We start from the raw sequence: 21268 nt of genomic DNA, 5'->3' as shown, positions 1-21268 counted from the left end.
ACTAGATGAAAAAGATAATACTATCATGCTTACTCTTAGCTACCGTACTTTCCGGCTGTAAAAAGCTGCTCGACGTTGATTCAGTAAGGACAGTGGGAGAAGAAAATATGTGGAACTCCTTGGAGGATTCCCGCGGAGCGCTAATGGGTGTTTATGCACTTACCCGCGCAGCGCTCATAGATAACAATGCTCACTGGATCTACGGTGACGTACGTTCCGGTGATTTTGCCAGTCCAATTCGTCAAGACTTGAACGCAGTGATCAGAAATTCTTTAAATGCGTCTTTTCCTGTCGTAGAAGAGCTTTCTAACTGGACAAGATGGTACAGGGCAATTAATTCTGCAAATCTATTTATTGAACGGATTCCGGAAGTAAAAGAGAAGGACCTGCGCTATACCGAAAGTAATATGAAGCTTGATATTGCTCAGGCCCGGTTCCTTAGAGCATTTGCGTATTTCTACATGGTTAGGATCTGGGGTGATGTGCCTTTTATCATCACTTCACACGACGGGAGTTTTGAAAAGATGCCGCGGGAAAGCAAAGACAAGGTAATGGCCTGGGTAGAAAAAGAGCTTCTAGCTGCCGCAGCCGATCTTCCCTTTATCTATAGCGACAATGACCCGCAGCAGCAGGGCAATTATTACAATGAAGATCGCGTACGTTGGGAAGGTGCTCTGGCAAGAAAAACTTCAGCTTATGCGATCCTGGCTCACGTTGCTGCCTGGCAGGGTAATTACGCAGATGTTTCAAAGTACTCCAAATTTGTAATAGATAACTATGGAAAAAGTGCAATGTCATGGGTTCCTACAGACGAACTAACCCGTGGAAATGGGTTCTTTGATGCAAAAAGATTTAACCATTTACTGGGTTTTAACTCCGATTACGGTCACGGTGACGGTTCTACCACCGGTCATATTGAAGAATTAACTCTGGCTGAACCGGTAGTAACTAAAAAGGTTCCGGATATCTACATGGTAAAGGATTCAATATTGAATATTTTCAATGAGGCCGATGACCAGCGCTTCAGCCTTGATACGCTGGGAAATCCCCGTAACGCTGCATACTTCAGCAACTATAATGGCAGATACCCCATTTTTAGTAAAATTAAAGCAATTCAGGGAGGACAAACAGACCCCAATTTCCGGTACTTCACTAGTCCGGTCGTTTTCACACGATTAGAGGACATCGCACTTCTTAGGGCAGAGGCTTTGGCTGTACTCGGGGAAACGGGGGTTGCGATAGAGGTTCTGAATATTATCAGACAACTGAGAGGCCTGAAAGCATATGATCAGAATATTAATGGCGACCTGGTTGATGCTATCTTTAAAGAACGTCAACGTGAGCTGATGGGAGAGGGACACCGCTGGTATGACATAGTGCGCTATAATAAAATTAAAGGTAATAACACCGCATTTACAACCCTGATCAGGTCTGGAGGAATTTACTGGCCAGTTTCAAGGAAAGTGTTGCAACAGAATAATTTATTAACGCAAAACCCATATTGGGAATAAGAACTGAAGCAATGGAAATGAAAAGTAAGTATTTAAGAACTTTAATACCTGCGTTTGCTACCCTGCTCGCATGTGTTTATTCCTGTAGTAAAGACTCAGGTTTCTACAATGCTGGGGTGGAAGATAAAACCTTCAATGGTAATACCTATGAATACCTGAAAAGTAAGCCGGGCGTATTTGATTCCCTGATTAAGGTGATCGACCGTATGGGATATCAGAATATTTTGGAGAACGACAAGGTAACCTTGTTTGCTGTTCCGAACCAAAGCTTTCAGGTAGCTCTTACCAATTTAAATAACCTTCGAAAAAAGTCGGAGTTGAATCCTTTAGCCATCAGCTCTGTGGAGGCAGTCCATCTCGACACGATGATGTCGCAATATATCATCAAGGGGAACTATACTACCGAGCTCCTTGATTTTCAGGACGGAGTAAATTTATTTGGGGTAAAGTATAATTACCCAATGAACGCCAGACTTGGAACGAGCTCATCCTCAGGGTATATTAGCGGAGGCGCCGATAATATTGTCTTCCAGAATACGAATAGAAGTGCTTTGGTGAGAAACTGGGTGTCTACAACTACTACTTCCAATAATATAAAAACTAAGAACGGTATTGTTCACGTAGTATCTTCTGACCACATCTTTGGTTTCCGGCAATTTGTCAGTAGGTTCACTTATGTTCCACCTCCCCCAAATTTGTTTGTAAAGGTTGGAGGCAAGATCACTGTTTCAAGCTGTGCCCGTTCTGCCTGCAATCCTAATAATATTGAAGGATACAATAGGGTTATTGATCGCGACCGAAACACTAAGTTTCTGGAAGATCCATTTAGGGGAGGATGGCTGAAGTTCGAATTCAACAGTCCTGTGATTGCCGGCTCCTATACCCTTGTTTCGGCAAATGATGCTGAAGACAGGGACCCAGCTTCCTGGTCATTGGATGGATCTAATGATAATAGAGTTTGGACTACTCTCGATACCCGTAATGAGGAAGTGTTCAGGGAGCGGTTTATGGAACGTGTTTTCTATTTTAATAATAGAACACCATATCGTTATTACCGCATAACCTTCAACTCAATGAGGTTCGGTGGTTCTGCCTTCCAGCTTGCAGAATGGTCAATAAACGAACCTTCTAAATAAAATAGGGGATTTATTTAAAAAACTAATCAATGTCTATAATAGCAACGATAAACCGACTTATTGCCTTCTTTGGAATGATTGTACTCCTAAGCAGCTGCGAAAAGGTCTTTGATCTTCCGGAAGAAAAGGACTACTTAAGTCCGAACCTTAATTACAGCAACAAGATTCTAGAACCAATTCTTGGGCGTACCTCAATAACCCGGCAAGGATTAAATACCGATAATTCCACCTGGCCAATGAAGTTTGAGATTATTAATGCCAGATGGGGAGATGGACGACCAGTTACAGATCTGTTCCAAACCAGGCCGGTCTGGGTATGGACGGAAGAATATACCGGAGATGAGAAAAGCCTCCAGGAAATTCAGTCGAAAAGGAAGCTCGAGGAGCGCCCGTTATTTGAGGTAAGAGAATCTGGAGAGTTTATTCTTTGGGCTTCCTCTAATAATGAACTTATTACTCCAAGAGCGGCAGATAGCAGCAACCTGCCTCAAAATACCCGTTATTTTGATGTTAAGGTTACTAATACCGGAGGTTCTGTAATTCTGAAAGATTTTCAAATAAGGCCTTTTATAGAACGGCCGTACTTTCCCTCTAATGATCGGAATGATTTCACCGGCGGTGTTGCTCCTGATCCGAAGTTTAAAAACAATCCCTTCAGGAGGGATTATATAAGACCGGGTCTTTCCAGGGTAGTTGGAAAGAACACCAATAGAGACCTTGTAAGTAATGATGATGTAAAGGATGTTGTCGTGTTCATTCGACCATTTACAGGTGGTAACGGTCACAACCTTAGAATCAAGGCAATTGACAAAAGTGGCGTTGCCATTAATCCAGCAAAGTTTAATGAGACCAAGTGGACAACCATGCTGCATGCTTTTAATATGGTGAAGACCAACGAATATGTGCAATATGATGTAGCCTATCCTATTCCTTTAACAGCAAGAAGAACTAACTATTCAGATGGTAATACAGCCCGAGTTGAGTTACAATATTCCAGATTAGTATTCGGAGGAACAAGAAGTACGGCGACCATAGGGTTGAACTTTTCGATTTTCCGTGAAGGTGATTGGGAAATTGTATTTCAATTCCTGACTGACGATCCAAAGTTTGAAGACGATTAATGATGCAAAATTGAATATCATGAAAAGAACTTTTCCTTATATAATCACCCTGATAGCCTGTTTGGGATGTTTCAGCATCTTTGCTCAGAGTGTAGTCAGGGTTACAGGTACTGTTGTTGAAAAGGAGGGACGGGGAATACTTCCAGGAGTAACCATTGCAACAGGGACGCCACCAAAAACAATTGGGAATACAAGTATTAACGGAACATTTACCATTAATGTAGCTCCTGACGCGACGCTCGTATTTTCCTACGTCGGCTTTGTTACTCAGCGAATAAAATTAAAACCTAATCAAACCACGGTGAGCGTGTACATGGAGAGCGATAAAAGAAGCCTTCAGGAAGTTGTGATCCGGGGATACCAAAAGCGCTCCAAGGAGATCACTACGGGAGCTTCTACCACTATCGGTGAAAAAGCGATACAGGACGTTCCTGTGTCGAATGTTGAACAGCTTTTGCAAGGTAAAGTAGCGGGTTTAAATATTCAGGTTAATACAGGTGCACCGGGCTTCCGTGGGTCCATTCAAATTCGCGGACTTTCGAGCTTGTCTGTAACAGGCTCGGGAAGTGACTCCTATCTACAACAGCAATCGCCACTTTACATTATCGACGGGGTGCCTTTAGACGCAGATAAAGCGTCCGAATTTGGCTTTCAAACGCAGGGGCCTGGTATTAGTCCTACCTCCTTAATCCCGCCTGAGGATATTCAGAGTATCGAAATCCTTAAGGATGCTCAGGCAACTTCTCTGTATGGATCACGAGGGGCCTATGGTGTGATCATCATCACTACAAAGCGTGGAAACTCAGTGGTGCCACGTGTCCGGTACTCAACTCAGTCATTTATTAATTCTCCACCGAAGCTTAGGGAGACAATAGGTGGAAATGCAGAACGCCAGTTAAAGATCCAGCAAATATTGAAGAACAAGTTGTCGGAAGCCGATTTGAACCGTTTGGGTTACACTCCTTTCATTTCAGACAGCTTAAATGCCTATTTCAATAATTCAGTCGACTGGCAGTCGGTATTCTACCAAACGACATTTAATCAGACTCATAATATAGCTATTGACGGCGGAAATCAAACGTTCAACTATAAAACCAATTTGGGCTATTATACCGAAAAGGGAGTGATCAAGAATACGGGTTTTGACAGGTATAGCGTGAACATGAACATGGAGTACAAGCCGAACAACAGGTTCCGGTTTTTTGGTGCTCTTTTTGGTGCAGTGGGCGAACAAAGCAAGGGAGACGGAGTAGGATTACTACAAAAGGGTGTTGCGGCAAACGGACAGGCATCCTCTCTTTTGCCCCCTCCATCATTTTACCAAGCAACTTCAAGTGTTGTTTCAGCTTTAAGGACAACAAACAATAACAACTCGCGGAACCTAAGGGCAAACGTTGAAGGTCGTTATGAATTTGTTCCAGGCCTCGCCTTGTCATCTAACGTAAGTTATGATTACACATCTGACACAGAAGATTCCTTCCGCCCGGCGGCGGCGAATAATCAGTTTGCAAGTGTTTACGGTTTTACCGGAAGAAATTATACGCTTTATAACCGGAATAACCTTTCATATGCTAAAAATTTCGGCTCCCATGAGATATTTATTAATGGTTTTAACGAAATCTATAAGAAAGCAAGGCAGGCCAATGTTATCCGGCAAGAGAAAACAGCAAATGATCAGTTGCAAGGCCCGGTAGGTTACGATTCCTACTTCTCCCGTGGCGGTGGTGTGCTGGATAATTACAGGGATGAGCGGATTGCATCATTTGCAGGAGCCTTTTCATACAATTATAAAAAGAAATATATCGTAGACCTTTCTTACAGGCTCGATGGAACTTCTCTTAGTGGGATGGAAAATCCTTACTCCAAGAACCCATCACTTGGCCTTCGCTGGAATTTCTCTAAAGAAGAGTGGATGCAGGATCTCAAGTGGCTTGACAATGCCGGACTGAGAATGAGCTGGGGTAAGAATATTAGTCCAAATGGTAATTTACAAAGCATCTATGGACTATATAATGTAAATGGAAGCTATAATAATAATCCATCTATCGGAGTAGATTATGACCAGATTCCGAATCCTCGTTTAAAGCCAACCACTACTGTACAGTATAACTTGGGTTTTGATGCCTCTCTTTTCAATAGCCGGTTTGAAGTCAACTTTGATACTTATTTCAAGCAAGTGGAGAATATGCTGATCGACCGTCCATTAGCAAATATTACTGGCTTTAATAAAGTAGTAAGTAATGATGCTGCTATTGCCAACTACGGGTACGAGCTAGCGGTAACGGTACGCCCCTTCAAACCAGGGAAAAACTGGAACCTGTCCCTCTCTGCAAATGGCGCATTAAACCGGGATGTCCTCACGAAACTGCCTTTGGAGCAATACGGACAGTTCATCAAGTTTGATGACGACCAGAGGTTTCTACAGCACCTGGTATACCGGGTTGGAAGAAATACCCTTTCAAATTATTTAAGGGTCAATCAGGGAACCTATGCAACAGATGCGGATGTCCCTGTAGATCCAGTAACGGGGTTGAAATATAGAACTAATGGCAGGTTTTTCGAAGCTGGGGATCCAAATCTTAAAGATGTGAATGGCGACTTTGTACTGGATGGAGCTGACTACGAAATTTCCGGAAACTCTCAGCCGCTTTTTACAGGAGGTCTTTCAACGAATATCACTTATAAAAATTGGGGTTTAAACGTTTATGCTTCTTACACAGCAAAGCGTACTATTCTGAATAATTCTCTATCAGACCGGCTCGCTATTATGAGAGATCCCTTTGCACTTACTTCTGTGGTGCCTTTGCAAAACCTGAATATTTGGACTCAAGCCGGAGACCAGGCTAAATATCCGAACCCATACGATTATGCCCGGTATGATGCCATCCTGCCTTTTAGAAAAGATCAGACTTTATGGGCAGAAGAAGGCTCTTATTTCAAGATAAATAATCTTACGCTGTCGTACTCCTTCAATAAGGAAGCGATCAGGAAAATCGGCTTGTATAATTTGAGACTCCATTTCACAGCCAATAATCTTACCACTTTCTCAAGATACAGTGGGCCAAATCCGGAGAATGTGAACAGTCTGGGACGTGATAATTCTGACGGATATCCTGTTCCGCGGACGTATAGTATTGGTTTAAACATGGAGCTTAACTCTGGAAAATAAAAACTAACTATGAACAAGATTATAACCTCTATAATAATTGCAGCTTTTGCTTGTGTAAGCTTAAGCGGCTGTAAGAAGTTTTTGGATGTAAAGCCCATAGATAAGCTTACGGGGAATAACTTTTATACCTCCCCACAAGATGTTGAGGCGGCTATTAACGATCTTTCTCGAAAGCTCTTCGGTAAAATAACCGAAACACAATTTATTGGAGCTACCGGCGAATATCGGGCAGGTGAAGTTGCTTCAGACCCGACAGTAAGAGGCAATTCCTCCAGGACCCCTGAATCCATAGCTTACATAGATGCCCTGGCTAAAAATAAGCTAATAGATGTTTTAGATGGCGGAAGGCCTTGGGCTCGCGATAATTACAATTACAATTTTGGAAGTATTACTGATTGGAGAACCTTTTATGAGGTAATACAAGGTGCTAGTATTGTGATTGAAAAACTAAACGAAGGAATTCCCGGAGTTAGCGAGGAAATGAAGAAGCACTATATTGGAGAAGCTGCTTTTGCCCGTTGTTTCTCCTATTTCGAAATGGTTAGGCTTTATGGGGATGTTCCTTATTACGGTGATGCTTTTCACATAGAACCACTTCCCCGGGAGTCAATGGTTACGGTCTTAAATAACTGTATCGCAGACCTTAATAGTAAGAAGGATGGAATGTTGTGGTCTTACGGCGACCCGGCATTGAAAGGAGTTCGTGCTACAAGAGGGAGTGCTATTGCTTTATTAATGAACATGAATATGTGGAATGCAGGCTTTGACAGAGAGCGTGCAAGGGATTATTACCAGGCGACGGTAAATTTGGGAAAAGAATTGGTTGACAATGAAGGTGTACATCCGCACCGTTTATTACCCATAGACCAATGGCACCTTGTTGCTGGAGGCCGATCTGATGAAAGTCTATTTGAATTTTTTCAAACTGTAAACTACGGTGTGTCTACTAATGAAAAGGCAGCGGTTGCTCACATGTTCCTCCATTACCCGTATAAAACTCCTTTTTTCGAGTGGGAACGCAGCTCTGCCTACTACAAAGCGACTTATATGAACAAAATTTTCCCTCAGGATGTGGCTGATCGCAGGAAGGAAGCTTGGTTCACTGAAATTTATGCCAACAACGGCTTTTTCAATTTCGCAAAACTAGGAGGGGTTAATGTCAATCAGGGAGGCCAGGGTACTGCTAATCCCGACAACAGTTTTATGATCTTCAGATACGGAGAATCGCTACTGATGTACGCTGAAGCCTTAGCGGAACTTGGCGATGACGTAAATGCTCGTACAGTTTTGAACAGGGTAAGGACAAGAGCGCAAGCTCATGGCTTCGAGGGTTCAGGCCAAGCCTTAAAAGACTTCATTTTTATGGAGCGCTCCCGGGAGCTGATCGGGGAAGGGCATCATTACTTTGACCTGATACGTACCCGTAGAATTGTAAGTTCTGCCTGGACTTCTAATCCTCTCACTCTCGATCAATTTTTAAGAGGAGGATGGACCTGGCCTATTTCAGGTAATGCTATAAGGAATAACCCTTATATAACCCTGACAGAGTACTGGGTAAATGGTGGAATTTAAACGAATCATAAATATTTATGATAAGAAGTATGAAAAATTTGATTTTTATTTTTTCGCTGCTATTAGCGTTAACTGCTTGTGAGCAGGATGAATATTATATAGATGGAGGAAAGGCTGTCGCAGAATTTGATGGAGACGTTTTGCAGTATCTCGAGTCGAAGCCAGTGCAATTTGATACAATAGCTCAAATTGTAAAGCTCGCAGGACTGGAAAGTACATTTAGAAACGAAAACTTTACCTTTTTTGCTCCTAATGATACCTGGATCCGCGATCTCATCGGAACACGCATAAGCCCATTAGGGGATACAATCTATCTTAGCTTAAATGGCCGATTGAAGGATCTCAATCTTGAGCCGGTACGGAAGCTTTCGGACATCGACTCTGTCATATGGCGCAAATATTTGCAGCGCCATATGTTCCGTGAGGCCTATAAACTAAAAGATTACCCACAGATTGACTTCAATCAGAAGAACATGTTTCCGGGTCAGCTATTTCATTCTTTCGACAAGTCTCTTTTCAATATTGGCGTTGAATATGGAGAGGCTAATGGGATCAAGTACCTGGGGTACAGACAGCTTACCATATCCTATGTGCCTGATGCTTCCCGTCCCGACGATAATTGGAGAACAGTTCGAACATCTTCTACAGATATTCAACCCAGGAATGGAATAGTTCACACCCTGCGCAACGAGGAATGGTTCGGTTTTGATGCCAATGAGTTCATACAAGAGGTTGCCTTATCTCGTAACAATACTAATTCAGCTAATTAAGGGAGGAAATTTTATGAAAAATATATATTACCTACTATCGGTTATTTCCTTGACAGCGCTACTTGTAGGCGGTTGTAAGAAAGAGGAAGAGACTTTTGAAGACCCTTATGAAGGAGCTAAAGAGCCGCTAGGGATTTCCATTAACAGGGAGATTTTACCTAGTCCGGCAAATGGAGAAAGCGGAGCGGAAGTTACAATTCCTGTTAAAGGGCTGCTCCCGTATAAAGATCAGGTTCAGGTTCAGTTTAATGGTGTCGACGCTCAGATACTCTCGGTTTCAGAATCATCTGTAAAAGTGAAAGTTCCTGAAAATGCTAGTTCAGGGGTAACGTCTGTCATAGTAAAAGACCAGGTTGTTATAGGACCATATTTTAAGGTTAATGGACTAGTCAATATCGACCCAACTTTCGTGGCTACTGCAGGATCTAATCGCCATATTAATCAATTCTATAAGATGGCTGATGGTAGGAATATTCTTGTGGGCGCTTTTACTGATTACGATAATAAAGGTTTATTAAGTCCACTGAACAGGATTATCAAAATTTCTGATGACGGAGTGCTTGATCGCTCCTTTAGAACAGGAAGGGCCGCTAATGGGGATTTGACTTCTATTGTAGAAATGGGAGGCAAGTTTATTGTGGCGGGTGCTTTTAACGGTTACGGACAGCAAGGTAGTATAAGCAATATTACCTCGGTAAACTCGAACGGCAGCGTTGATACGGCACAATACGACACCTATTTGAAAAAGGTAACGGGGATTATAAAGTTCTTCCCTCGCTTCAATGGCGGTACAGATGCTCCAATCAACCGTCTCTATACCTTTAATAATAAAGCTATCGCTACAGGCAATTTCAGATATTACGTTAAGCGTATTTACAGCGAGCCGAATTATTTGCAAACCAGGGATTCTATAATCCTGGACAGTACAGAAGTAAGGCAGATAATTCGCCTGTCTGCTGACGGCTCTCTCGATAAAACCTATCGTTTCGACCAAACAGGAAAGGCCTTAGCCGGCGCTAATGGATTCATCGACTCCTATATGCATACTAGCGGTCCTCTGGCTGGTAAAGTGGTAATATTCGGAAAATTTTCACGCTTTGATGGACAGGCGGCAAACAATATAGTTCGCTTAAATGCGGATGGAACTATTGACGGGAGTTTTACTGTAGGAAGCGGTACCGACAACAATATAGGCTCTTTAACCTATAATGAATTAACGGGTAAATACTTGATCACCGGAAGTTTTACAAGATATAATGGGCATGTTTCGCCGGGCATAGCGATGCTTAATTCAAACGGCTCTCCTGATAATTCTTTCATAGCTAAAGAGATCTCTGGAGGCTATGCAAATTTTGCGAAGCAGTTGACTAGCGGGTTAGTTGTGGTATCGGGAGGTTTCAAAACTTACAGTGGCATTTCCAGAAGTGGCTTTATGATCCTGAATCCTGATGGGACCTTAGCAACCAAGTACAATAATACGGGGCGCTTCTCGGGAAACCTGAATGATGTGATCGAGATGAAGAATGCAGATCAGAAGAACTCCCTGCTATTAATAGGCGGATTTACCCGGTTCGACAATCAGGAGTTGAACAATATTATCCGGGTAACGATAGAATAAATTTAACCAATTGTAATTGACTAATTGATATGAAAAAAGGTCTGTTAACCAGCCTCAGTGCTTTCCTGCTGCTGACGCTTACCATAACATCCTGTAATAAAGATTTTGAGCGGGTGATTGCTGAAAAGGATTATCAGGACACTGCTACCGTTGCTTACGGAAATCCTAAAGTGCTATATATCATAGCGGATGGAGCAAGAGGTGTGTCTGTACGTGATGCAAATACTCCTAACATTAAGTCCCTACTGCCCAATGCTATTTATTCTTGGTTTTCCTTGGCCAACCCAGATCTTACTACCGAGGTCAATAACTGGGCGGATATGCTTACCGGAGTAAGAAAGGAGAAACACGGTGTGACTGATTTAGATTTCACTAACGACCATCTAGATAAATTTCCTCTTGTATTTGACCTCGTTAAACAGGAGAATCCTAATGTTAAAACTGTAGCATTTTCATCTTCTGAGGTATTTAATACAAATTTTACTCATGGCACTAATGCTCACACCCTATTGAATACAGATGAAGAAGTAAAAGCAAACGTCGTGAACAATTTGAAAACGGATTCAGCTTCTTTTGTTGTTGCTCATTTCACAGAAGTGGATAAGGCCGGGAATCAGTACGGTTTTGATAATTCAATTCCCGAGTATAAAGCAGCCATCGAGAAGTTTGACGCACAGGTAGGGGAAGTTCTGACTGCGCTGAGAAGCCGGCCCAAATATAAGGACGAGAATTGGCTGGTAGTTGTAACCTCCAGTACTGGCGGAGCTTATACGTTACCGGCAAATCAGAATGATAATACTGTTTTTAGTAATACTGCAGCAAATACATTTACCATTTTTTATGCTGCAAAATACGTTCAGAAAGGAATTACGAAGCCTTATACTGGTAATCGATTTGTAGGAACTACTGTAAGGTTATTTGGCAGGGAGGGAGGTGTCCATGGAAATGTTCCCTCTAATGAAAGTACAGAAGAGCTTTATAACTTCCAGGATACTGCAGGATTTACAATCGAATTAAAGATCAAAAAGAATGATCCGAGAAAAGATGGCAGCTATAGGCAGAACTATCCTTCCGTCCTGGGTAAAATGAATGAGTGGTCTGGCAATCATCCGATAGATAATGAAAAAGGTTGGTGTATTTTTCTGGAAGAGACCTTCTGGCAAATTTACCTGCGGGGTGACAATGGCGACCGTCGCGGGCAGCAGCGCGGGCAGGACCTTGGAAGAGGAACCTGGAACCATATTGCGGCAAAATTAGAGAAAAGAAATAATAGAAGATACATTCGTACTTATACAGACGGGGTATATTTCGGTTCTGAAATGGATGTCACCGATTGGGGGAATTTCAAAACAAGAGCACCTCTTACATTAGGTTTCATTCCTGGTAACGGGCACGGAGAGAGCGATGTACAGGTAGCTGATATTCGAATTTGGAGAACATCTTTACCTGATGCGGTAATTAAGAATTATGCCTGCGAAACTGCTGTCGATGAAACTCATCCTTACTATAGATTTCTCGCCGGATACTGGCCAGGACTAGATGCCTCCGGGGGGGAGATCAAGGACCTTAGTCCTCTGGAAAATCACTTTAAATTAACCGGGAGCTACGAATGGAAAGGTTTTAACGATCTGATCTGTTCGCCTTCGACAGCTGCATTGTCTAATATGGTGCCTCAAAACGCAGATATACCGGCTCAAATTATAAGCTGGTTCCGTATTCCCCGTAAGGCTATTTGGCAGCTTGATGGAAGAGTTTGGCTGGATCAATAATCAATTTGGTATTATTTAATAAGATATGCTTCTGATAACATAATAAGGCAATTAATTATGATACAAATAGTAAAGAAAATATTCCTGGCAAGCATAATGGCTGTTGCAATTTCCGGATGTAAAGAAGAGGAGCTTGAGACTTTTGATTCTGTTTCAGCTACCGGTAGAGTAGTAGCAGCTGATGGTGCAAGTGTTGCATCAATGACTAAAGATAATGATCTGGTTATGGTGCCGATAAGAGTAAAATTGTCTGGACCGGCAGGTAAAGCTTTTCAGGTAAGCATTGAACCTACAACAGATACACTAAATAAACTCATCGCTAATAATACCCTGCAAAATACAATAGCGATGCCTTCTAATTCCTTAGAATACCCGAATGTAATAAACGTACCATACGGGACCGATTCGGCTACAGTGTTGATAGGATTTAAAATGACTGGAATTGAACAACATTTTCCTAAAAAAGTTGCTGCTGCTTTCAGACTCACTAACGCAGGAAAGGGAAATTCAATAGATCCCTCTAAATCAACCATTATTGTTGTGATTGACACCAGGGATGTAACTAAATTGGAAGATATCCACTACTTATCCATAGCTAAGGGCGGTGGTACTGTTTTCGAAATTGGTCGCGGGACAGATTATTCGGTGACTAGTGCCGGGGTTAACATTCCTCTTGGAGTAAACTTAGGTGGGGTTGCAGGTAAGCCTTTTTCTGTAAAAGCTTTCAGTGATGTAGATACGATTAGCAAATTAATTGCAACAGACCCAAGGTTCACTAATGCAATTTTGCTTCCTGATTACGAGGTGGATACAAATATAAATTTCAAGTCGAATGTCAATACAGGGAATCTTTCTGTTAGAATTCCCTGGAGAGTATTTGATGCGAATATGGCTGCAAATAAAAAAATGGCACTGGCTCTTAAACTTAGAAATCCGTCGCGGCATGTTCTCCACCCGACAAACAATTATGTAATTCTACTTCTGGATCCTTCAATAAACCTGGATAATAACTCTTTTATTGTGGGCGATGGAACTGGATTAAGAGCCGAATATTATAAGGATAATCAGCAGCTTGATTTCGATGGCCGCAAGCCAACTTTAACACGAATTGATGCCACGGTTGATTTTGGTGGCGATTGGGTAGGCAGTGCCGGAATGTTTGATAATTACTCCTCAAGATGGAAAGGGGAATTTTTAGCTCCTGTTAGAGGACAGTATACTTTCTACCAGACGGACTGGGATGATGGTTCGAGATTATTCATAAATGGAGTTGCTATTATTGACGACTTTACTGATCGTTGGGATATACCTACGAGGAAAGCTACCATATTCCTTGAGCGAGGGGAACGATACACAATTGAAGCTCACCATCGCGAAAATGTAGGTGGTCAACAGGCTAGATTGCAATATGAAGTGCCTTCTGCAGGTATTGGAAGGCAAATAATTCCACAAACCCAATTATTCCCGGCTCCCGAAAAATGATTCGACAATAAGGATATGGAAAGGAAAAAACTTTCTATATCCTTCAATTAAAACTGGTAAACGAAATGAAAACTAAAAATATTTTACTCGCAGCTCTGCTTTTAGTTACCCTGGGATTAACCATGTGTAAGAAAGATAGCAGCTCTACTGCAGTGGTGGAAGAAGAACCCGTAGTATACCCTATCGCTGACTTCACATATGAAGTTTCTCCAACCGATCCACAGAAGATCACTTTCAAAAGTAAATCACTCAATTATACGAGCCTGTACTGGCAGCTGGGAGATGATAGCCTCGCAACCACAGATTCTGTGGTACATACCTATAAAAGATGGGGCAGGTTTAGAATTATCCTTACAGCCAGGAATGCAAAAGGCTTGTCTTCCAAAAAGGAAGTGCCAATTTATCTAAGGAACCCCGTTTTTAACCCTGATTCTGTGGGAGAAAATTATATCCTAACAAAGGGAGGACAACTAACCGTATCAAAGGACAACGGTGCTGGTGCAGGAGGAGGGGAAGGCTCTCTAAAAGCGATCGATGGAGATCCTTTGACTAAATTCCTTGCAGGAGGATTGAATTTATCAGCTACCCCTTTGGTGTTAACGTTCCAATTTGCGGAGCCGATCGTAGCGAAAGCATATACATTTATTTCAGGTAACGATGCCCCTGACCGTGATCCAAAATCCTGGACTTTCGAAGGGTCGAACGATGGTGTTACATGGACGGTGGTCGATACAAGAACGAACTTCGAATGGGTTACCCGCCCTGATCTTGGCGAGCCGGTAACTGAACCAGCTACTTCACCACGTAGAAGACAACGTATTTTTCACATAACGGCAAATAATACAGCGTTCACGTATTATCGAATACAAATTACTGCTAACAGAGGATCTGACGCTGTTCAGTTCTCCGAGTGGACAATTAACGCCAGTCAGCCTTAAATTTATAAGCAGGTCTAAATAAATAAAGGCTTGCTTTTTCCGCTTTTTGATTTCGTGTAAACGAAGAATATATGAAGATTTACTACTATTTCGTACTATTATTTCTAGTTAGCCTGCATGCTAATGCAGACACTCCTTATTTAGTTAAATACGTGAATACCCTCCAGGGTACTAATTCGAAGCATGAAATAACCAGGGGAAACACCTACCCGACAACCGCCCTTCCATTCGGTATGAATACCTGGAGTCCTCAAACTGGCCGAAATGGCGACGGGTGGAAGTATCAGTATGAGAAGAAGACAATACGGGGCTTTCAGCAAGCCCACCAATGCAGTTCATGGAGTAATGATTACGCTGTTTTTTCCCTAATGCCGGTGTTGAGATTAGAGGTAAATGAAGATAAAAGAGCTTCAGAATTCAGTCATCAAAAGGAAACAGCTAAACCGCATTATTATCAGGTGAAGTTCGAGAACGGAATTAATACTGAAATTTCTCCTACAGAAAGAGGAGCTCATTTGAGATTTAGCTTTCCTGAAAAAGGAAATTCATTCATAGTGCTGGATGGCTATACTAAAATGAGCATGGTGAAAATATTCCCAAAAGAGCGTAAGATAATTGGATGGGTTAATAATGGCCACTACGTTCCTGGTAATTTCAGAAACTACTTTGTAATTGTTTTTGACAAGCCCTTCAAAAGCTACGGGACCTGGGAGAATCGAAATAATTCTATTAATAAATCGAATGACTCAGGGGAGGGAGAAGGCGTTGGAGCCTATATCCAATTTAAAGATGGAGAACAGGTTCAGGCTAAGGTGGTCTCCTCGTACATAAGTACAGAACAGGCAGAACTCACTTTAAGCCGGGAACTCGGTAAATTCAAAAAGTTGGAAGAAACGAAGGCTGCTGCTGAAACGGTTTGGAATAAGCATCTTAACAGGATCCTGGTAGAAGGAGGTTCAGAGGAAGATAAAGCTACATTCTACTCCTGCTTCTTCAGGGCGAGTTTATTCTCTCGTCAGTTTTTCGAGTACGATAAGAACGGAGAGCCTTATTACTATAGCGCCTATGATGGCAAAATTCACAAAGGCTATATGTATACCGACACAGGTTTTTGGGATACTTTCAGAGCTCAGTTTCCGCTTACTGCGATACTACATCCTACGATGCAGGGCAGGTACATGCAGGCCATGCTTGATGCCAAAGATCAATGCGGTTGGTTGCCTTCCTGGTCTTTTCCGGGAGAAGGTGGCAGTATGATCGGGAATCATGCTATTTCCTTGTTGACTGATGCCTGGGTGAAAGGGATTAGGACTTTTGATCCTGAAAAAGCTTTGGACGCTTACTACCATGAAGCAACTAATAAAGGTCCATGGGGGCCAGCAAATGGCCGCCATGGCTGGAAAGAATATTATCAGTTAGGGTATGTGCCTTATCCTGAGTACGGTGAAGCAACAGCTAAAACCCTCGAATATGCTTATGATGATTTCTGTGGTTATCAATTGGCAAGGGCCACCGGCAATAAGTTCTATCAGGATGTGTTCTCTCGTCAGATGTTTAATTATAAGAACGTATACGATTCTTCTTCCCGCTTTATGCGCGGTCGGAATGCAAAAGGCGAGTGGCAGCCGAACTTCGATCCTACAGAATGGGGCGGACCATTCACGGAGGGATCTGCATGGCACTGGCAATGGTCAGTATTTCATGATGTTAAAGGCCTCATCAATCTGATGCAGGGAGAAGCTAGTTTTAATGCGAAACTCGACTCTGTTTTTTCTCATCCAGGAGATTTTAAAGTAGGAACCTATCGTGGCTTGATCCACGAAATGACTGAAATGAAAATGGCTAATATGGGGCAATATGCTCATGGAAATCAACCCATTCAACATATGGTCTATTTGTACAATTATTCTGGTCAGCCCTGGAAGGCTCAATATCATGCAAGGAACGTGATGAAAAAGCTCTATAATGCTACTGAGAATGGATATCCTGGCGACGAAGATCAGGGACAAACTTCTTCCTGGTATGTACTGAGTGCTTTAGGATTTTACAGCGTATGTCCGGGCACCGATGAATACGTGATAGGAAGTCCCGTATTTAATAAAACTACCATAACTCTTGAAAACGGTAAGAAGTTTATTATTGATGCATCTAATAACTCTGCTGATAATGTATACATCCAGTCAGCAAACTTGAATGGTAAAGTATATAGCCAAAATTATATCAGGTACTCGGATTTGATAAACGGAGGAACCTTGAAGTTTAACATGAGTAATAAGCCGGCCCAGACGAGAGGCACAAGGGAGCAAGATAAGCCGTTCTCAGTATCCGCTATGCATGGGATGGAAGCCGAAAATGCCTGGCGATTTAAATAATATGATTTTAATTATAACCATGCGTACTCAACTAGTCAAAAATTCTTGTCTTAACTAAAAGGATTAATCTCACTCCTCTTTTCCAGGAGATTTTAAAAACACATACTTAGATCAAAATGATGATTCGCAGTTTTTTAAGCGCTGTTTTACTTGCCGGTACAACGGTTGTACAGGCACAGATGGTTGAAAAGGTAACCGATCCTGTTGAATGGATAAATCCTTTGATGGGAACTGATTCTAAACCGAGTTTGTCCAACGGGAACACTTACCCGGCAGTAGGAGTACCCTGGGGAATGAATTTATGGTCTCCCCAAACAGGAAAAATGGGAGATGGTTGGATGTACAGTTACTCGGCCGATAAGATAAGAGGGTTTAAGCAAACTCATCAGCCTTCACCCTGGATGAACGATTATGGGCAGTTTTCAATCATGCCTGTTACTGGGAAATTGAAGTTTAATGAAGAAAGCAGAGCCAGCTGGTTCTCCCACAAGGCCGAAGTTTCCAAGCCTTATTACTACAGCGTATACCTGGCTGATGCAGATGTAACAACAGAATTGACACCAACTGAAAGGGCTGCTCAATTCCGTTTCACATTCCCAAAATCTGATAGCTCTTTTATTGTAATTGATGCCTTCGATAAAGGTTCCTATGTAAAGGTTCTTCCTAATGAAAGAAAGATCGTAGGGTACTCCACTAAATTCAGCAGAGGTCCCCTGCCTAATTTTAGAAATTACTTTGTTATCTATTTAGATAAGCCATTTACTGTTTCCTATACTGTTAACGGCGACAAATTACTGTCGGGAACAGAGCTTACTGCAGATCATTCAGGTGCAGTTATTGGTTTAAAGACTGAAAAAGGAGAGAAGGTGCATTTAAAGGTGGCCACCTCCTTTATAAGTTTGGAACAGGCTGATTTGAATATGAAGAAAGAACTCGGTTCTGATTCTTTCGACCTAACGATGCGAAAAGCAAAAAATGCCTGGAACGATAAACTAGGCCGCCTTGCAGTAGAGGGAGGCACGGTAGATCAGGTTAGGACGTTTTATTCTTGCTTATACCGTACCTTGTTCTTCCCGCATAAAATGTACGAGTTGGATGCAAATAATCAACCTATCCACTACAGCGCGCAGAACGGAAAGGTGCTGCCAGGATACAAGTTTGCAGGTACCGGTTTTTGGGATACCTTCAGGGCGCTTTATCCTTTTCTGAACTTGGTTTATCCTTCAATTAATAAGGAAATGCAGCAAGGCTTGATCAATGATTATAAGGAAGGCGGATGGTTGCCTGAATGGTCTAGTCCGGGCTATGCTGATATTATGATTGGGAATAATTCAGCGTCTGTCGTTGCGGATGCTTATATGAAGGGGCTACGAGGATACGATATAAACAAGTTATATGAGGCTTTGATTCATGGGGCAAATAACGAAGGTCCTATGACTGCTGTTGGCCGTAAGGGAGCTCAATACTATAACGAACTGGGCTATGTTCCCTATGATGTAGGAATAAATGAGAACGCCGCCCGTACTCTTGAATATGCTTACGATGATTTCGCAATTTACCAACTGGGAAAAGCATTGAAAAGACCAAAGGAGGAAACAGATCTATATGCCAAGAGGAGCCTTAATTATCGTAACCTTTTTGACCCCGCTACTGGTCTGATGCGTGGAAAAAACAAAGATGGACGTTTTCAATCTCCTTTTAATCCCTTCAAGTGGGGCGATGCTTTCACAGAAGGAAACAGCTGGCACTATTCATGGTCTGTTTTTCACGATGTTGAAGGCCTGATCAATTTGATGGGTGGAAGGAAAAAGTTTGCAGATAAGCTGGATTCAGTATTTACACTTCCTCCTATTTTTGACGACTCCTACTACGGAGGTGTTATCCACGAGATCCGTGAAATGCAGATAGCAGATATGGGGCAATACGCTCACGGGAACCAGCCTATCCAGCACATGATCTATTTATATAATTATGCAGGTCAGCCATGGAAGACACAGAAATGGGTTCGCGAGGCAATGAACAAGCTCTACAAGCCTACACCCGATGGTTATTGCGGAGATGAAGACAACGGACAAACCTCAGCGTGGTATGTCTTCTCAGCAATGGGTTTTTATCCCGTTACCCCTGCTGTAAATCAATATGTACTCGGTGCTCCCTTATTCAAGAAAGTTACTCTAAAGTTGGAGAACGGAAAAAGCTTCACTATTGCAGCTCCGGCGAATTCTGCAGGGAACAAATATGTTGAAAGTGTAAGTTTAAAAGGTCAGCCATACGGTAAGAATTGGATTGGCCATGACGCAATATTACAGGGAGGACAGATGCTGTTCAAAATGAGCAGTGTTCCTGTTTTAAACAGAGGAACCAAGCCATCAGATTCCCCATATTCTTTGTCTTTAAACCGGTAGAACTAAAAAATGCTTTTGTTCGCCTCTCTATTAGAGAGGTGAACTTTTATAGTATGCCCTTCCTGCAAATTAATTATTCCAGGAAGGAAAGGAGCTGGAATAATACCGCAAAGATCAATATCAGTATAGATGGAAATGACAGAAATTCAGGTGCCTGCAGTACGTGGTGAATCGAGAGAACCAGCTAGTGCCGAATTTACGGAAAGGAAGTATTTTATAGTGCTAGCATTCGTTACCTCTTTATTTCTATGCTGGGGAGTAGCTATAACTATGGGAGATGTGTTAAATAAACATTTTCAGCATACCTTAAATCTTAGTAAATCTCAGTCGGCTTTTATTCAATTTGCCATCTTTGGTGCCTACTTTGTTATGGGTATCCCAGCCGGGCTTTTCATGAAGAAGTTTGGTTATAAAAAGGGGGTACTGCTTGGACTATCGCTTTTTGCACTCGGATCCTTTTTGTTTGTGCCAGCCGCGAACACTGCTTCATTTCCTTTTTTTGGTATCGCATTGTTTATTCTTGGCTGCGGTTTGTCAACGCTTGAAACTGTAGCTCATCCTTTTGTTGCTTCCCTGGGTGACCAGCAAACAAGTGATCAAAGGTTAAACTTCGCACAATTGTTCAACGCCTTAGGGGCTATTATTGGTCCGGCTATAGGCTCCTACTTCCTTCTGCGTAATAATGTGAAAGGTGGAACCGATCTAACATCTGTTAAGGATCTTTACCTTGTAATTGGCGCTGTCATAGCGCTAATAGCAATTGCATTCGCTTTTGTAAAGGTTCCTCCATTAATTGCGCCCTCGGGAGTTCTAAGAGGAGCAGCAGATGTAGAGGCTCAGTCCGGTAAAAAGCTTTTCCAGTACTCGCATTTCAAATGGGCGGCGGCTGCTCAGTTTTTTAATGTGGCTGCCCAAAGTGGTACCTGGGCATTTTTTATCAATTATGGACACGAAGTGATGAAACTACCGGAAGCAATAGCCGGAAGTTATATGTCTATATTCATGGCAATGATGTTGACGGGCCGATTTATCGGTACATTCCTTATACGGGTTATTCGTCCTCATTCCCTGCTGGCTATTTTTGCTTTCGCAAATATCCTATTGAGCCTTCTCGTGGCACAGGGAATTGGATGGGTGTCTTATCTGGCATTGTTCGCGGTGAATTTCTTCTTTAGTATAATGTTCCCTACGATCTTTAGTCTCGGACTCAAGAATCTCGGGACTCATACTCCGCAGGCATCTTCTTTCATTTCAATGGGAGTGGTAGGAGGAGCTATTTTTCCCTTGATCATGGGTAAAGTTGCAGATAATGTAGGCGTGGCCAATTCGTACTATCTCCCGATAATCTGCTACACAGTTATTTTCCTTTTCGGACTTAAATTTTATAAAGTTAAATAGCCCGGCC

The 21268-nt window shown here is 42.2% G+C and carries 13 protein-coding genes; all 13 read left to right on the top strand.

Annotated features, from left to right (window positions below; genetic code table 11):
* Positions 1–5 precede the first annotated feature (5 nt).
* The 13 genes from J4N25_RS07500 to fucP all read left to right on the top strand — a co-directional run bounded on the left by J4N25_RS07500 (position 6) and on the right by fucP (position 21261).
* Positions 6–1511 carry a RagB/SusD family nutrient uptake outer membrane protein gene (locus J4N25_RS07500; RefSeq protein ID WP_242695798.1) on the top strand — a complete coding sequence of 502 codons (1506 nt, stop codon included), beginning with the start codon at positions 6–8 and terminating at the stop codon, positions 1509–1511.
* Positions 1512–1528: 17 nt separating this feature from the next.
* The gene (locus J4N25_RS07495; RefSeq protein ID WP_242695797.1) at positions 1529–2647 is read left to right on the top strand and encodes an ATP/GTP-binding protein; all 1119 of its coding nucleotides are present in this window, start codon (positions 1529–1531) and stop codon (positions 2645–2647) included.
* Between the two features lie 29 nt (positions 2648–2676).
* The gene (locus J4N25_RS07490; RefSeq protein ID WP_207421516.1) at positions 2677–3768 is read left to right on the top strand and encodes a DUF5007 domain-containing protein; all 1092 of its coding nucleotides are present in this window, start codon (positions 2677–2679) and stop codon (positions 3766–3768) included.
* A 19-nt stretch (positions 3769–3787) separates the two neighbouring features.
* Positions 3788–6937, top strand: coding sequence for a SusC/RagA family TonB-linked outer membrane protein (locus tag J4N25_RS07485; protein ID WP_207421515.1), 3150 nt, complete (start codon positions 3788–3790; stop codon positions 6935–6937).
* Between the two features lie 9 nt (positions 6938–6946).
* Positions 6947–8509 (top strand): RagB/SusD family nutrient uptake outer membrane protein, encoded by a 1563-nt coding sequence (locus J4N25_RS07480; protein ID WP_207421514.1) that lies wholly within the window; start codon positions 6947–6949, stop codon positions 8507–8509.
* A 29-nt stretch (positions 8510–8538) separates the two neighbouring features.
* The gene (locus tag J4N25_RS07475) at positions 8539–9279 is read left to right on the top strand and encodes a fasciclin domain-containing protein (protein ID WP_207421513.1); all 741 of its coding nucleotides are present in this window, start codon (positions 8539–8541) and stop codon (positions 9277–9279) included.
* 13 nt (positions 9280–9292) lie between these two features.
* Entirely contained in the window at positions 9293–10897 is a 1605-nt protein-coding gene (locus J4N25_RS07470) for a DUF5008 domain-containing protein (protein ID WP_207421512.1), read from the top strand.
* Positions 10898–10926: 29 nt separating this feature from the next.
* On the top strand, positions 10927–12666 hold the full coding sequence (locus J4N25_RS07465; protein WP_207421511.1) for an alkaline phosphatase family protein: 1740 nt from the start codon (positions 10927–10929) through the stop codon (positions 12664–12666).
* 57 nt (positions 12667–12723) lie between these two features.
* On the top strand, positions 12724–14148 hold the full coding sequence (locus J4N25_RS07460; protein ID WP_207421510.1) for a PA14 domain-containing protein: 1425 nt from the start codon (positions 12724–12726) through the stop codon (positions 14146–14148).
* A gap of 65 nt (positions 14149–14213) precedes the next feature.
* Complete coding sequence (locus J4N25_RS07455) at positions 14214–15086, top strand: PKD domain-containing protein (RefSeq protein ID WP_207421509.1); 873 nt, start codon at positions 14214–14216, stop codon at positions 15084–15086.
* A 71-nt stretch (positions 15087–15157) separates the two neighbouring features.
* Positions 15158–17458 carry a GH92 family glycosyl hydrolase gene (locus tag J4N25_RS07450; protein WP_207421508.1) on the top strand — a complete coding sequence of 767 codons (2301 nt, stop codon included), beginning with the start codon at positions 15158–15160 and terminating at the stop codon, positions 17456–17458.
* A gap of 119 nt (positions 17459–17577) precedes the next feature.
* On the top strand, positions 17578–19863 hold the full coding sequence (locus tag J4N25_RS07445) for a GH92 family glycosyl hydrolase (RefSeq protein WP_207421646.1): 2286 nt from the start codon (positions 17578–17580) through the stop codon (positions 19861–19863).
* A gap of 135 nt (positions 19864–19998) precedes the next feature.
* A complete protein-coding gene (gene fucP / locus J4N25_RS07440) occupies positions 19999–21261 on the top strand; it encodes an L-fucose:H+ symporter permease (protein WP_207421507.1) in 1263 nt (420 codons plus the stop codon).
* The last annotated feature ends 7 nt before the right edge of the window (positions 21262–21268 follow it).

This window comes from Desertivirga brevis (assembly GCF_017355835.1).
Note: the sequence above shows the minus strand (reverse complement) of the source record. Positions and strands in the feature narration are given on the sequence as shown.